13 protein-coding genes are annotated in these 14179 nt (G+C 35.7%); 1 reads left to right on the forward strand and 12 read right to left on the reverse strand.

What is annotated here, in order from left to right; translation table 11 throughout:
* Positions 1–16: 16 nt before the first annotated feature.
* From ACZ2M0_RS04435 to uvrC, 8 genes are all read right to left on the reverse strand, one after another.
* A complete protein-coding gene (locus ACZ2M0_RS04435; protein ID WP_490058670.1) occupies positions 17–1564 on the reverse strand; it encodes a bifunctional metallophosphatase/5'-nucleotidase in 1548 nt (515 codons plus the stop codon).
* 79 nt (positions 1565–1643) lie between these two features.
* Positions 1644–1835, reverse strand: coding sequence for a 50S ribosomal protein L32 (rpmF, locus tag ACZ2M0_RS04440; protein WP_034979275.1), 192 nt, complete (start codon positions 1833–1835; stop codon positions 1644–1646).
* Between the two features lie 109 nt (positions 1836–1944).
* A complete protein-coding gene (locus tag ACZ2M0_RS04445; RefSeq protein ID WP_034979276.1) occupies positions 1945–2166 on the reverse strand; it encodes a lipopolysaccharide assembly protein LapA domain-containing protein in 222 nt (73 codons plus the stop codon).
* An 8-nt stretch (positions 2167–2174) separates the two neighbouring features.
* Complete coding sequence (locus ACZ2M0_RS04450) at positions 2175–2969, reverse strand: SDR family NAD(P)-dependent oxidoreductase (RefSeq protein ID WP_223901802.1); 795 nt, start codon at positions 2967–2969, stop codon at positions 2175–2177.
* Entirely contained in the window at positions 2962–3903 is a 942-nt protein-coding gene (gene rnz, locus ACZ2M0_RS04455; RefSeq protein ID WP_223901803.1) for a ribonuclease Z, read from the reverse strand. Before rnz ends, ACZ2M0_RS04450 begins: the two co-directional genes overlap by 8 nt.
* Positions 3904–3914: 11 nt before the next feature.
* Complete coding sequence (locus ACZ2M0_RS04460; protein ID WP_223901804.1) at positions 3915–5834, reverse strand: acyltransferase family protein; 1920 nt, start codon at positions 5832–5834, stop codon at positions 3915–3917.
* 22 nt (positions 5835–5856) lie between these two features.
* Positions 5857–7161, reverse strand: a complete 1305-nt coding sequence (gene obgE, locus ACZ2M0_RS04465) for a GTPase ObgE (RefSeq protein ID WP_223901805.1) — start codon at positions 7159–7161, stop codon at positions 5857–5859.
* 76 nt (positions 7162–7237) lie between these two features.
* Positions 7238–9040: an excinuclease ABC subunit UvrC gene (gene uvrC / locus ACZ2M0_RS04470; protein WP_490058671.1), complete on the reverse strand. Its 1803-nt coding sequence runs from the start codon at positions 9038–9040 to the stop codon at positions 7238–7240.
* A 212-nt stretch (positions 9041–9252) separates the two neighbouring features.
* Between uvrC and ACZ2M0_RS04475 the strand changes: the two genes are divergently transcribed.
* Entirely contained in the window at positions 9253–9381 is a 129-nt protein-coding gene (locus tag ACZ2M0_RS04475) for an SPJ_0845 family protein (protein ID WP_490058672.1), read from the forward strand.
* Between the two features lie 39 nt (positions 9382–9420).
* Here the strand turns inward: ACZ2M0_RS04475 and yihA are convergent, their stop codons facing one another.
* The 4 genes from yihA to tuf form a co-directional block, all read right to left on the reverse strand.
* On the reverse strand, positions 9421–10005 hold the full coding sequence (gene yihA, locus ACZ2M0_RS04480) for a ribosome biogenesis GTP-binding protein YihA/YsxC (protein ID WP_223901807.1): 585 nt from the start codon (positions 10003–10005) through the stop codon (positions 9421–9423).
* Positions 9995–11272 (reverse strand): ATP-dependent Clp protease ATP-binding subunit ClpX, encoded by a 1278-nt coding sequence (clpX, locus tag ACZ2M0_RS04485; RefSeq protein WP_223901808.1) that lies wholly within the window; start codon positions 11270–11272, stop codon positions 9995–9997. Before clpX ends, yihA begins: the two co-directional genes overlap by 11 nt.
* 120 nt (positions 11273–11392) lie before the next feature.
* Complete coding sequence (gene tig / locus ACZ2M0_RS04490; RefSeq protein ID WP_223901809.1) at positions 11393–12718, reverse strand: trigger factor; 1326 nt, start codon at positions 12716–12718, stop codon at positions 11393–11395.
* Positions 12719–12861: 143 nt separating this feature from the next.
* The gene (gene tuf / locus ACZ2M0_RS04495) at positions 12862–14052 is read right to left on the reverse strand and encodes an elongation factor Tu (protein ID WP_045928030.1); all 1191 of its coding nucleotides are present in this window, start codon (positions 14050–14052) and stop codon (positions 12862–12864) included.
* Positions 14053–14179 lie beyond the last annotated feature (127 nt).

The following is a 14179-nucleotide window of genomic DNA, read 5'->3' on the forward strand; positions in this document are numbered from 1 at the left end:
CTAATGACTTTTTTATTTATTTAAAACGATAATTTTGTGACAAATTAACCTTTGGATGACCTTTAGTCAGAAATTCTTTGAACATTTCCAGATAGTCTTTATCCAGAATTTTTTCAATCTTATTAATGTTGTAAACTGGGTAAAAGCCACCGCCCATAGCACGATAATTATTAACGGCTAAGTGATAATTATTTTGCTCTGAAATTGGTTGTCCGTTTAATTCAAACTTAATTAAACGATTGCCAATAGGTCTTGCAATATCGGCTTCATAATTAAGTGGGTAAAAAAGATCAAAGTTAAAAAGCTGATTGCGATACTGAGGGGCAAACGTAATTTTGCCCCTGTTATCTTTAATTAAAAATTTCAGTGAATATTCGACGATATCGCGTAATTCCTTACCAGTTACTTTAACTATACATAACTGATTTGCAAAAGGATAATTCAGCAAAATATCACGCATTGAAACTTTTTTATTAAACCCTTGAGCTGTTTCACTCATCAATGCTGTTGCTGAGATATCAGCTTTTGTAAAATACAATTGCATGTCTTGCAATAAATTAATAAACGGTGAACCCTTAATCCTAGCTTCATCAGCATTTAAAATAAGAGCAGGTTCATCTAAATAAGCAATTGGCTGGTCAAGCCATTTTTGTGCCTGCTGCTCCAACGATAAACTGGAAACATTAATTTTGCGATCGGGTTCATAGTCTTGAGCATCGATCAATTCAGTAGACATTGACTTTATTTTCTTGCTTTGCTTATCAATATCCAACACTATCTTACCAATCGCTTCTCCGCGATAACCTGGTTGTACAATGGCAGTTTTATGGTCTACGATATTTAGCCTGCGGTGCTGATGCCCTGTCAGCATTACATCAATATCAGGAATTTCCTGTAAAATACGATATCCTTCATTTTCTCCTGTTTGTGGCTCTTTACGTACTCCATTATGAATATCAGCTTCAAAACCGCCATGATAAAGCACGGCTAAGACATCGACTTTAGGCCTTAAAAAAGTTGTTATCTGCTTAACCCGCTCAAAAGCAGACTTAAACTTTAATCCTGCAACATGATCTGCCGGTTCCCATAAAGGCACTCGTTGTGTAGTAATACCAATAATTCCCACCTTTATGCCGTTTTTATTGATAATGATATAGTCTTGTCCAAAAGCTGGCAGATTATTTTTCTTAGCCAATACATTACTATTTAAAAAAGGGGCTTTACTATAAGCTAAATATTTTTTCAAATAGCTTAATCCAAAATTAAAATCGTGATTGCCTAAACATCTTGCATCATAATTAATCAGGTTATAGCAGTCTGCAAATGCTTTTAAATTGGCATCATTATTGGACTCATGTACATAAGCTGCTAAAGGTGAACCTTGAAGACAATCACCAGAATCGGTCACAATCACATTTTCAGCACCATATTTATTTCGCTGCTGCTTTATTATGCTGCTCAGTCTGGCTAGTCCCAAAGGAGCAGAATAAGCATTTTGCTCTTGATAGTCAGTAGACATAATATAGCCATGAATATCACTTGAATGTAAGAAGACGAGTTTCATTTCACCTTTTCCTCTTCCTAGATAAAGAATTGCCAAATTTTTTAGAATAAAAAAGACACCCGCTTTTGGTGTCTTTTAATTATTGATTGTCGTTTGAGTTAGTTTGACTAACAACTTGACGACCCTTGTAATATCCTTTAGGTGAAACGCGGTGGCTTAAGCGATATTCACCAGTGGTTGCATCATAGTGCATTGCTGGTACAGTTAACTTAATATGACCACGACGTGAACGTTTCTTTTGCTTAGAAGTATGTCTTTTAGGAACTGCCATTTAACTGATCTCCTTTTTTGTAAAATTACGATTTTAGGTTACTTAAAAGTACCCAAAATACTTCACGTTTGTTAATGATACTATTGTATCCCAAATAAATCAAGCTATATTAGTTATTCTTGTCTTGATTATGACCATAAGAACCCCAAAAATAACCAATTAGGACTCCGATAATGATCATCAATACTAAAATTATGATCAAAGGTAATTTAAATTGAAATAAGCCAAAGTTAATGGCAACATTATTCGTATTTAAAACAACAAAAATTACTGCCAATAAGGTTAAAATCAATGTAAAAATGAGCTTAATCTGCTTTGTTTTACTTTTCATACTCTGCACTACTTTCTGGAAGCAAACTTCAGCGACAATTCATCACCTATCGTTGGGAATAGGTTATACAATTTAGCTAAAATTGCCAAACTCACTGGTAAATTAAGCTCGCGCTTATTACTGCCAAAGAAATGAACTACTTGCCAAGCAACATCATCCGGATCCAGCACAAATTTTTGTACGCTTTCAGCATAATGCCCGCTTTTATCAGCAATATTAAAGAAATTAGTGTAAACGGGTCCTGGATTAACCGTCATAACCTTAACTCCAAATGGCTTTAACTCCAAACGCAAAACATTTGAAAACTGAATTACAGCTGCTTTTGATGCACTGTATGCTGCTGATTTTACAGTCGGAACCTTTCCTGCAATTGAACCAATATTAATAATCTGTCCGGACTTTTGTTCCATCATTAGTCGACCAACTAAACGACTAAAATACATTAATCCTAAAACATTAACTTGAAACATGGCTGTAACTTCGCGGCGGTTTGATTCTACAAAGTTTTCAAATTTGCCAAAACCCGCGCAATTGACTAAATAGTCAACATGTTTGGTTAATTTGATAATTTTAGTAAAAGCAGCATCTATCTGGTCGCTTTGACTCATATCAGTCACTATTGTGTAGGAATCGGCCCCTGACAGTTCGTGTGCTTCAGAAGCTACCTTTTCCAGTTTTGCTTTATTTCGGGCAATTAAAATAACAGTTGCTCCCCTGCCAGCACTTTCCAGTGCAATAGAATGGCCTATTCCACTTGAAGCACCTGTTATTACAACTACTTTATTTCTAAGAGAATCACTCATCTTTTTCTCCTTTCATCGGAATTACAATTCGGTCGAAATCATTAGCTAATCTAGTATTTGCAAATATTTTTTGTGCCTGATTTTCCAATTTTTTGGCTTTAACACCTAAATATCTAGCGGAAATATGATTTAAATATAAACGTTTTACATTATTATCACGCGCAATTTTTGCTGCTTCTACTGCCGTAGAATGATAATATGAATGAGCTAAATCTGCCTCATTACCGGCAAAAGTAGATTCATGTACCAAAACATCCGCATTCTGTGCTAATTGTGCAATTGCAGGAGTTGCCCGTGTGTCATAAATAATAGTAACAATTCTACCTTTTTTGTTAGGACCCAAAAAATCATTTCCATCTAATATAGTACCATTATCCAAAACAATTTTTTCACCATTTTTAAGTTTACCAAGTAATGGGCCATTAGGTACATTATATTGCGCTAGTTTAGCCATTAAAAGTTCTCCCGGATGATCATCTTCAACTACCCGAAAGCCAAAACTAGGTACACGATGGGCCAATTTTTCTGTATAAACTTTAAAGCCATTTCCATGAAAAATCAAACCACCTTCTTCTAATACAACAAACTTAATAGGATAGCTAATTTTTGTTCGTGAAATTTTCAAAGCTGTTCGTACAAATTGCTCTAAGCCTGCCGGACCGTATATTGTAATCGGCCCAACATCCCCTTGAAATGATCTTGTTGCTAACAATCCTGGCAAGCCAAAAATATGATCCCCATGATTATGGGAAATAAATATTTTAGTGACTTTACGCAATCTAATATTTGTTCGTAAAATTTGATGTTGTGTTGCTTCTCCCACATCAAATAACCAAATTTCATTGATCTCATCAAGCATTTTTAGAGCAATACTTGATACATTACGTTTCTTCGAAGGTTGTCCTGCTCCAGTTCCTAAAAATTGTAACTCCATACTCTACCTATCTAATACTTAGCATTTTCTACTACTTTTTTAACAATTAAAGCACTGTAATGCTTTGACCCTATTGGTGTTGGGTGCGTTTTATCTTCGTAAAACCAACTTGGATGCTTTTCTGCATATGAATGCCAATTAATCACTTTAAAATTATGGTATTTTTTTGCAGCTTCATTCAATAAGTTATTTACCTCATTTTGCCAGGGTTTAGCCGGTACATAAGTATTTATCCAAAATACCTGTCTTTTATGTCCTAACTGCTTCATTAAATCATCTATATCAGACATTTTAAAAGGACCATTAGTACCTAAACCTATTAAGACATTCTTTCCTAAAGCCTTTTCATTCTGATAATGCTTTAGTAAAGCGAATGAAACATTCAGTTGACGTGAAATAGCCGCATCAATCACAGCCTTAGGCAACAAATCTTTCAAATCATTACTAGAGCCCGCCATAACTGAATCGCCAATAGCAGTTAAATCAATTTTACGTGCTAATTGAATTTCAATTTGTGAAATACCATATTTCTCAAAAGATTTTTTTATTGGATGTTTCTTTGCTGCTTGTTTAGCTTCCTTTATTAGTTTAGCTTTTTTTTGCTCTCTCGGACTAATTTTTTGGTATTCCTTAATTAACTCATTATTATCTTTTCTTTGTTGTTTACGATTTGCTCTGATTCTGCGTGCCAGCTGGCTTTGACTGAAATTCTGAGCCTTTGCAGCAGGAGAAATTAAAATTGCAATGCTACCAGTTAAAAAAATCAAGCCTGTGAAAACCGCTTTCGCTTTTTGAAAATAATTTTTTGCTTTTTTATCAAAAATCTGTTGCAAATATTTTTTAATTTTTGGCCAGGAAATTTTGCCACATGGTCGTTCTACCAATCTATATGCAAGCTCACTTAAAATAACTATTAAAACTAGCTCAATAAAACGATAAAGCAAAACATGATCTGCCATATTGGAAACTTTATCCTCAAAAAAGATCATTACTGGAAACTGATAAAGATAAATTTCATAACTTCTCGAACCAATCCAATTAAAAATAGGATTAGTTAACCATTTATTCCAGTGGCTTCCTGGATGAGCAATCACACCCACCAATATTGTTGTAAACAACGTGAACAAAAACATTCCGCCCAAGTATGTAAATGCATTCTCCGCATTCATTACGGGAGAAAGAAACAAAAATATCATTTCACAAAAAGAAATCAGACCAATAATATCTAACGTAATAGAATCATTGCGCTTGATATTGCTCTTCAACTTATTTAGTGGCCAAATCACAGCAAGAGCTGCCCCTAGGCCCAAAGAAAAGAATCTAGTGTCTGTACCGTAATAAATGCGATTAACATCAACCTTGGCGCTAAACATTATTGCCATTTCAACTGCTGAAAGTGCAGATAAAATTAGTAAAATACTAAAAATGTTTTTTCTTTTTTTGCCATATTTCACTAACAAAAAAATAACTATTGGCCATAGTATATAAAACTGACCGTTAATTGACATTGTCCACAAATGGACAAACGGAGATTCGTTGGCGGCAAAGCGCTCAAAGTAACTTTGACCATTTAAAATCTGCCAAAAATTATAAACGTTGAACAAATTGGCCATAACTATTTGACCCAGTTTGACAAGTAAATTACGTTGAAATAAAACAATATATGCTGCAGAAAGCCATAGTACTGCAATCAATGGTGGATATATTTTTTTAATTCTACTCAAATAAAACTTTTTATTATTATAAAAGCCCTTTTCTTCATATGACTTTAGTATTTGGCAAGTTACCAGGTAACCTGATAAAACAAAAAAAATCGGTACGCCAAGATATCCGCCCACAAAAGTATTAGGATCGAAGTGATATAGAATCACGCCGATTACTGCCAAAGCTCTAAGTCCAGAATATCCTGTAATGTATCGATTTTTTGCCATTTTTTCAAAACTTTTCTATTTATTATTGGACAAATTCAAAGTTGAATGAGCCAATTATTACATCATCGCCGTCAACGGCTCCTTTTTCACGCAGAGCATCATCTACTCCCAGATTTTTAAGTTTCCGAGCCAATCTCATAACACCATCCTGATAGTCAAGATTTGTCCGTTCCACTAATCTTTCCAGGTTTTCACCTTTAATCTCAAAAACATGATCTTCCAGTTTTGTGATAGTAAAATCATTCTTTTGTCTTGCCTGATATTTATATTCTTTTACTTCTTGAACAGGCTTTGGTTTCTGCATTGCTCGTTCTTTTTCAACCTGCTCTACTACAGCTGCAGTATCCTGCATTAACTGCTCAATTCCTTTATGCGTCACACTTGAAATAGCATAAACAGGAGTTTGAATTTTCTTAGTTTTCAAATCTTTTTTAAATTGCTCTAATTTTTCATTGGCACCGGGAATATCCATTTGAGTTGCGACAATTATTTCTCGTCTATTCTTTAGATCTTTGTCATAAGTCAATAGTTCCTGACGAATTGTCTGGTAATCTCGGAGCGCGTCCCTACCATTAGCAGGATCCATCGCAACCAAGTGCAAAATCACCTTTGTTCTTTCAATGTGACGTAAAAATTGTATGCCAAGACCAACACCATGACTAGCTCCTTCAATTAAGCCAGGTAAATCAGCCATCGAAAAATCACGACCGTCAGGTAAAATAACCATACCCAAATTTGGCGTTAAAGTCGTAAAAGAATAAGCAGCTATCTTGGGTTTAGCTTTGGTTACAACTGATAACAAAGTTGACTTGCCAACAGAAGGAAAGCCTACTAGACCAACATCTGCTAAAACCTTTAGTTCTAAGCGCAATACTCGGTCTTCACCAGGTTCACCATTTTCAGCAATTTCAGGAGCTGTGTTAACACTAGTTGCAAAGTGAATATTGCCTCGTCCACCTTTACCACCATGTGCTACAACCAGTTCTTGTTTATTTTCAGTTAGATCACCAATTTCTTCATTGGTTTCAAAGTCATAAACAGTCGTTCCAATGGGAACTTTAAGGTATAAATCCTTAGCTCCTCGACCATATTGAGACTTTATCCGACCATCTTCACCATTTTCTGCCTTGAACTTACGGCGATAGCGAAAGTCCATTAACGTTCTCAAACCACTATCAGCAACAAAAATAATACTGCCGCCGCGACCACCATCGCCACCGGCAGGTCCACCATTAGGAACATATTTTTCATGGCGGAAAGCAACCATGCCGTCTCCGCCTTTACCAGCTTGGACTTCAATCTTAGTTTGATCGACAAATGTAGGCATCTAGATTCTCCTTCCGTCTTTCTTAACCATATTACTATACCACAAAAAGTTTGGTCAATTGCGGTAAAAATCAATATTACAAGGTCAATTTAACTGTCTGAGCCTGGGGCAATGTTAATCCGGCAGAACGTAATTCATCAATTGAGGCCTCTTTAATTTTTTTCAAAGAGCCAAATTTTCGTAAAAGCTTATTTCTACTTTTTGGACCGATTCCCTTAATGGAATCAAGTTTGCTCGATAAAGCATTTTTAGCATGAGTCCTCCTGTGGAAGGTAATTGCAAAGCGGTGTACTTCATCCTGAATTCTAGTCATTAAATAGAAGCCCTGAGATTTTGGATCCAAGGGTATTAATTTTAAGGGCACACCATTAATCGGATCTCCATACAAAAGATGGTTGGTTCTGTGCTTGTTATCTTTGACCATACCAGCAACTGGAATATTAAGGTTCAGCTCATTGCGTAGAATATCTTCACAAGCATCTACTTGAATTTGACCACCATCCATCAAAATTAGATCTGGCATTGGTTTGTGTTCCTTAAGCAGTCTGCTATATCTTCTGCGAACAACTTCACGAGTATTACGGACTTCATCGCCACCATTTTGGTGCTCAACTTCACCCTTTAATTTATACTTGCGATATGAATTTTTATCTGGTTCACCATCTTTAAAAACAACTAATGCCGAAACCGGATCAGCCCCTTGAATATGTGAATGGTCGAAACTTTCAATGACGTGACCATAAGGCAACCCCAAGGAATCAAAAATTTCTTTCTGTGCTCCCTTAGTTTTTCTATTGCCTAATTCCAGCAGGCGAAATTTTTCGTCCAGCTTGAGTTTGGCATTGTCTTTTGCCATATTTAATAAAGATCGCTTTTGCCCTCTTTTTGGCGTTCTCACCGGTACATGTAAAACTTCACTTAGCGCCTCATTATCGATTTTGGCAGGTACAAGAACTTCTTTTGGCAGTATTCTATTTCTTTGACCGTAAAATTGCACAATAAACGAGGAGAATGTATCTTCAGGATCATTAGTATCAGTCAGTGGATACATCCTAGTTTCGCTTCTGAGCAGCTTAGCTTGTCTTAAAAAGAAAATTTGAATGGCTATCCATGATTTATCAACATAAAAATTAAATATGTCACGTTGAGTATTGTCATTCGAAATAATTTTTTGCTTCTCGACAGTTTCTTCAATGTAATTAAGCTGATCACGAATTTCAGCTGCTCGCTCAAATTCAAGGTTTTGAGAGGCAGCTGACATTTTTCCGTTAAGATCTTTCTTTACCCAGGCTATGTCACCGTTTAAAAAGCTCTTAATCTTTTTTACTTGTGCTTCATAGACTGACTTTGGTACTGTTTTAAAACATGCTCCCAAACACTGTCCCATATGATAATACAAACAGGGTCTGCCCTGCTTGCCATGGCAACGTCTTAGAGGAAAAACTTTTTGAATAAACTTAAGGGTCGCTTGTGCAGCATAAACATTAGGATACGGTCCAAAATAATAGCCTCCATCTTTTCTAATGATGCTGGTTAACTTAGTTTGTGGATCACGTTCATTAGTAATCTCAATATATGGATACCCGGTTCCTTGTTTTAATTGCACATTGTAATATGGCTGATATTTCTTGATGAGCGTGACCTCAAGTAAAAATGCCTCTTTATCAGTTGAAACTGTGATAATATCATAATCACGAATATCTTCAACCAATTCAGCTCTTCTGCCAATTTGAGTACTTTTGAAATAGGAGCGTACTCTACTCCTAAGATTTTTCGACTTGCCAACATAAATAACCTTGCCGTTTACATCTTTCATTAAGTAACAGCCAGGCTTAGCTGGTAAAAGTTTTAATTTATTTTCAATCAGCTGAGTTGCCAAAAAATCACTCTCCCAAATTCGCTATCATATTTTAACATACAATTTATGGTTTGAAATTTGCTTTTGCTTGGTTACATTTTGATTATTATAAAATTATAATTTCAAAATATAGCTTTACATAATTAATTTTATTTAAAACTAACAAATTAACGTATTTTCTGGCTTGTGCTTTTGTTTTTTATTATAATTAAGATCAGAAAGGAAATATTATCATGGGTTTAACTTTTAAAAAACAAGACGAATTAGAAAAATTATTTGACAAATTTGCCACTGTGCCTGAAGACAAAAAGAAAAAATTAACAAAAAACAAGGAAAAAGTAGTTAAAGATAAAGACAACTAAAAATGGTTCTCAACTGAGAACCATTTTTTCTTGCAAATTTTACAGGTTTTGTTCAATCCATTGCCAAACTTCTTGAACATGTAATTTTTGGACCGAACTAAAAGTAAGAACATCAACATTATCATGATTTAAATCAAATTTTCGCTTTAACATAGTAAGCACTTGATTTTGCTGACTCTTCTTAACCTTATCAATTTTAGTACAAACTACTAAAATCGGTATATTAAGATATAATGCATAATTATACATAGCTACATCATTCTTAGTAGGCTCATGTCTGGCATCCACTAGAATAATTAATCCTTGTAAGTTTGCCCTGGTTTCAAGGTAATCTTGAATCATTGTACCAAACTGTTCGCGCTTTTTTTGCGAAACTTTGGCGTAGCCATACCCTGGCACATCAACCAAATAAAAGTCATGATTTACTAAATAAAAATTAAGTGTTTGCGTTTTTCCGGGTTGTGCCGAAGTTCGCGCTAAATTTTTACGATTCAATAATGTATTTATTAAACTTGATTTTCCCACATTAGAACGACCAGAAAGTGCAATTTCAGGCAAATTATCAGCTGGATATTGATCCTCACGCACAGCACTGATTGCATATGAACTCTCTTTAATGATCATTAGCTGCCTTTATTTCTTCATTATTTTCCTGATCATCCTCTTTACGTCTTGTTACGTTTGGTTCGGCATTTTTTTCAATGACATCTTTAGTAACTTTTACGTTCTCAATATCAGGCTCACTTGGAGTTTTATACATGATACCCATCATTGCATTTTCAATTATAGTCCGCAAGCCACGTGCTCCCATATTACGGTCAATGGCCAAATCTGCTATAGCTTTTAAAGCATCTGGTGTAAATTCTAAGTTAACCTGATCAAGCGACATCAATTTTTTATATTGCTTTACCAGTGCATTCTTAGGCTCAGTTAAAATTCTAACTAAATCATTTCTATCTAACTTATCTAAGGTAGCAATAATTGGAATACGACCAATAAATTCTGGAATCAGCCCAAACTTAACCAAATCTCCTGTCGTTAAATGTTTAGTCCAAGAATCATCTTGCACTTTATTAAGCTCATTTTCAGCACTAAAACCGATTACTTTTTTACCTAAACGACTTTTGACAATTTGTTCGATACCATCGAATGCTCCACCAACTATAAATAAAATGTTGGTGGTATTTATCTGTATTAATTCTTGCTGAGGGTGTTTACGACCTCCTTGTGGTGGAACTGAAGCAATAGTACCTTCCAAAATTTTTAATAATGACTGCTGAACGCCTTCACCTGAAACATCTCTGGTAATTGAAACATTTTCAGATTTTTTAGAAATTTTATCAATCTCATCAATATAAATGATTCCCCGTTCTGCACGTTCTATGTCGTAATCTGCATTTTGCAATAATTTAAGTAAAATGTTTTCAACATCTTCACCAACATAGCCTGCTTCAGTTAAGGTAGTTGCATCAGCTATTGCAAAAGGCACATCTAAAATACGGGCTAAAGTTTGAGCCAAGTATGTTTTACCCGAACCAGTTGGTCCAATCAAAGCAATATTTGATTTTTGCAATTCTGTCGAAGAATCAACATCCATTTGTGTAACGCGTTTATAATGATTATAAACTGCAACTGATAAAATCTTTTTTGCACGCTCTTGGCCAATAACGTACTGGTCAAGCTGCTTTTTAATTTCCATTGGTTTAGGTAAATCCTGTGCTTTTTTTAAAGAATCAGATTTCAGTTCATCGTCAATAATTCTTTTTGATAAGTCTACACATTCATTACAAATATAAACCCCGTTGCCAGCAATCATTTTTTTAACTTGATCTTGTGTTTTGTCACAAAAGGAACATTTAATAACCTCTTGATCAGTAAATTGTGATGCCATTCTATTCCTCCTTGTATCTACAAGTCTAAGGTTAGCATAAAATACGGGTTGTATATGAATTATATGCTTATAAAATAAAAAGGCAGTACGACACCACCTTTTTACTCAAATTTTAAGACTCTACTTTTTATCAGACTTGTTTTCGTCTTTTTTAGTCTTAGATTTAGAAACTTGTTTTGCGTTGTCAGCGACAATATTAATAGCCTTACGTACATTAATGTCATGTGAAAGCATATCATCAGTCAGAGTGCTACGGACAGTTTTTTCATCCATGTTATATTCACTAGCTAGGTTTTTTATTTCCTTGTCAATTTCTTCCTTAGTGGCTTTAATGTCCTCTTTTTTGACAATTGCCTCAAGTACCAGGTTAGTTTTAACTCTTTCTTCAGCATCTTTACCGAATTGTGAACGTAATTGATCTTCTGTAGTATTAGTTATCTTGTAATATGTCTCAGGGCTAATACCTTGGCGCTGCATATTTCCTAAATATTGATTCATTTGCGTATTGATATCTTCTTGAATCATAGCATCTGGAATTTTATCAATAGTAGCATTGGCAACAGCACCTTCAATTGCCGCTTGTTCAATTTCGTCTTGTGCCGCTTCTTCCTTTTGTGCCTTTAAGTCCTTCTTGATCTTTTCTTTTAAATCATCAAGAGTTTCAACTGAGTCATCTACATCTTTAGCAAATTCATCATCTAATTTTGGCAACTGTTTTGATTTAACTTCGTGAACCTTGGTAGCAAAATGAGCTTCCTTACCAGCTAAATCTTTTGCACCATAATCTTCTGGAAATGTTACAACTACATCTACATCATCACCAGCTTTATGACCAATTAATTGATCTTCAAAACCTGGAATAAATGTATTAGATCCTAATTCAAGAGAGTAGTCCTCTGCAGAACCGCCATCAAAAGCTTTACCAGCAACTGTTCCTTTATAGTCAATGGTAACTGTATCACCCTTAGCTGCTGCACTCTTCTTCAATACTAACTCTGCATTCTTTTCACGCTCGTCTTTTAGTTTAGCATCAATATCTTTGGCATATACTCGGGTATTTTGTTTAGGCACTTCGATTCCTTTGTATTCGCCCAGTTTTACCTCAGGTTCAACAGTAACAGTGGCTTTCATTTGCCAATCTTTACCTTTTTCCATTGAAACAGGTAAAATTTGTGGTTGACCTACAGCCGCAATATCAGCTTCTTTAAGTGCTGACTCATAGGCATCAGGTAATACAATATTCAATGCATTTTCATACAATGATTCTTCACCATAATATTGATCAAAAATCACGCGCGAAACATGTCCCTTTCTAAAGCCAGGAACACGCAAACTGTTCTTTACTCTCCTAAATGCTTGATCTAGCCCACGCTTTACATCAGCTTGGGGAATATCAAAAGTAAGTTCACCGGTAGTATTATCGGTTTTATTCCATTTTACAGACATTAATTAAATACCTCCAATGTCAAGTTAAATTGCATCGTTACATACTAAATTATCTTACATTAAACACTCGCAAAAAACAAACTTAGGCAAAAAAAGATGTACTTCTATGAAGAAGTACATCTTTTTAAACTGTTTTTAACGAACTAGTCAAGAATTTCAGTAACTTGACCAGCACCAACAGTACGACCACCTTCACGGATAGTGAACTTAGTACCCTTTTCAATGGCTGCTGGTTTAATCAATTTAACAGTAAATTCTGTGTTATCGCCAGGCATAACCATTTCAGTACCTTCTGGTAATTCAATTTCTCCAGTAATATCTGTAGTGTGGAAATAGAATTGTGGACGGTAATCTGAGAAGAATGGGGTGTGACGTCCGCCTTCCTCTTTCTTCAAAACGTAAACTTGGCCTTTAAACTCGTGGTGAGTTTGAATTGAGCCAGGCGCAGCCAAAACTTGTCCACGAACAACTTGGTCACGGTCAATACCACGAAGCAATACACCAACGTTGTCTCCGGCTTCACCTAAGTCCAAAGTCTTGTGGAACATTTCCAAACCAGTTACAACTGATTTAAGAACTTTATCTACCAAGCCGACAATCTCAACTTCATCACCGATCTTAACTGTACCACGGTCGATACGACCTGAAGCAACAGTACCACGACCAGTAATAGTGAAGACATCTTCAACTGGCATCAAGAATGGCTTATCAGTTTGACGTTCAGGAGTTGGAATATATTCATCAACTGTGTCCATCAACTTCATGATAACTTCTTCTTGTTCCTTGTCACCTTGTAAAGCTTTCAATGCTGAACCACGGATAACTGGAATGTCATCACCAGGATAATCGTATTCAGTCAACAAGTCACGAACTTCCATTTCAACTAAGTCAATCAGTTCTGGGTCGTCAACTAAATCAGTTTTGTTCAAGAAAACAACGATGTAGTTAACACCAACTTGACGAGCAAGTAAAATGTGTTCACGAGTTTGTGGCATAGGACCATCAGTTGCGGCAACAACTAAGATAGCTCCATCCATTTGGGCAGCACCGGTAATCATGTTCTTAATGTAGTCGGCGTGACCTGGGGCATCCATGTGGGCGTAGTGACGATTTTCAGTTTCGTACTCTACGTGAGCGGTATTGATAGTAATACCACGTTCCTTTTCCTCTGGGGCTGCATCGATTTCTGAATAATCTTCTGCTTTGGCCAAGCCCTTTTCTGATAAAACTTTAGTAATAGCCGCTGTTAAAGTGGTCTTACCATGGTCAACGTGACCGATAGTACCAATGTTTACGTGTGGCTTTGTTCTAACGTAATGTTCTTTTTCTGCCATTAAAATGACCCTCCTGTAAATTTGCAAGAAGTCCGTTGAGTAAGTAACGGATAGTTCTCTATTGAATATTGTACTACTTTCATTGGCAAATGCCTAGTATTTTAATGCATAGAGCCATGCCTAATGA

Source organism: Lactobacillus sp. VURO6/B1 (VP7), assembly GCF_058139575.1.

What these genes read in the sequence shown, in the direction of transcription:
- ACZ2M0_RS04435 (WP_490058670.1), bottom strand. Translation starts at nt 1,564, where the DNA reads ATGAAACTCGTCTTCTTACATTCAAGTGATATTCATGGCTATATTATG.
- rpmF (WP_034979275.1), bottom strand. Translation starts at nt 1,835, where the DNA reads ATGGCAGTTCCTAAAAGACATACTTCTAAGCAAAAGAAACGTTCACGT.
- ACZ2M0_RS04445 (WP_034979276.1), bottom strand. Translation starts at nt 2,166, where the DNA reads ATGAAAAGTAAAACAAAGCAGATTAAGCTCATTTTTACATTGATTTTA.
- ACZ2M0_RS04450 (WP_223901802.1), bottom strand. Translation starts at nt 2,969, where the DNA reads ATGAGTGATTCTCTTAGAAATAAAGTAGTTGTAATAACAGGTGCTTCA.
- rnz (WP_223901803.1), bottom strand. Translation starts at nt 3,903, where the DNA reads ATGGAGTTACAATTTTTAGGAACTGGAGCAGGACAACCTTCGAAGAAA.
- ACZ2M0_RS04460 (WP_223901804.1), bottom strand. Translation starts at nt 5,834, where the DNA reads ATGGCAAAAAATCGATACATTACAGGATATTCTGGACTTAGAGCTTTG.
- obgE (WP_223901805.1), bottom strand. Translation starts at nt 7,161, where the DNA reads ATGCCTACATTTGTCGATCAAACTAAGATTGAAGTCCAAGCTGGTAAA.
- ACZ2M0_RS04475 (WP_490058672.1), top strand. Translation starts at nt 9,253, where the DNA reads ATGGGTTTAACTTTTAAAAAACAAGACGAATTAGAAAAATTATTTGAC.
- yihA (WP_223901807.1), bottom strand. Translation starts at nt 10,005, where the DNA reads ATGATCATTAAAGAGAGTTCATATGCAATCAGTGCTGTGCGTGAGGAT.
- clpX (WP_223901808.1), bottom strand. Translation starts at nt 11,272, where the DNA reads ATGGCATCACAATTTACTGATCAAGAGGTTATTAAATGTTCCTTTTGT.
- tig (WP_223901809.1), bottom strand. Translation starts at nt 12,718, where the DNA reads ATGTCTGTAAAATGGAATAAAACCGATAATACTACCGGTGAACTTACT.
- tuf (WP_045928030.1), bottom strand. Translation starts at nt 14,052, where the DNA reads ATGGCAGAAAAAGAACATTACGTTAGAACAAAGCCACACGTAAACATT.